Origin of the sequence: Blautia sp. MSK.18.38 (assembly GCF_024460535.1) — a bacterium.
Lineage (GTDB): Bacteria > Bacillota > Clostridia > Lachnospirales > Lachnospiraceae > Blautia_A > Blautia_A fusiformis.
On sequence record NZ_JANFYP010000092.1, the window covers coordinates 1 to 470 of the forward strand.

The window sequence follows — 470 nt, forward strand, 5'->3', positions numbered from 1 at the left end:
TTTTAGATGCAGCGTTCGGGACGGATTGCTTAAAAACATCGTTTCAGATGCGATACTCTATCATTAATCTGCCAAACATCAATCTGGGGCAGTTGCAGATAATTCTCGCAGCAGCGGGCTTACTTTCTGTATTAGCAACGGTTAGCTGTACGTTGTTCCTGTCTGCAAAATGTAAAGACACATTGACAGTTTTGCTGATCTCTATTGTAGTTCTTCTCATGCCGCTTTTTGCATATGTGGCGATGGGAGCAACATGGCTCTCTACCATACTTCCATCTGCCGGAATTGGTATGCAGAACAATTTCCTTTCTCAGCTTGCAGATTTCAATTATCTGAATATCGGTGGAATGAGTTTCTGGACACCGCATGTTATTTTGATTTCGGCAGGAATTGAATTATTTGTGTTTACATTCTTGGCGATTCATTCCTATTGCAGACATCAGGTAGCATAAAAGAAGTTCAAAATAGAA

Annotated in this window: 1 pseudogene; it reads left to right on the forward strand. The window is 40.6% G+C overall.

Going from position 1 to position 470, the window contains the following annotated elements:
- Positions 1–452: pseudogene (locus NE638_RS17875) on the forward strand (ABC transporter permease); the annotation flags it as partial.
- Positions 453–470 lie beyond the last annotated feature (18 nt).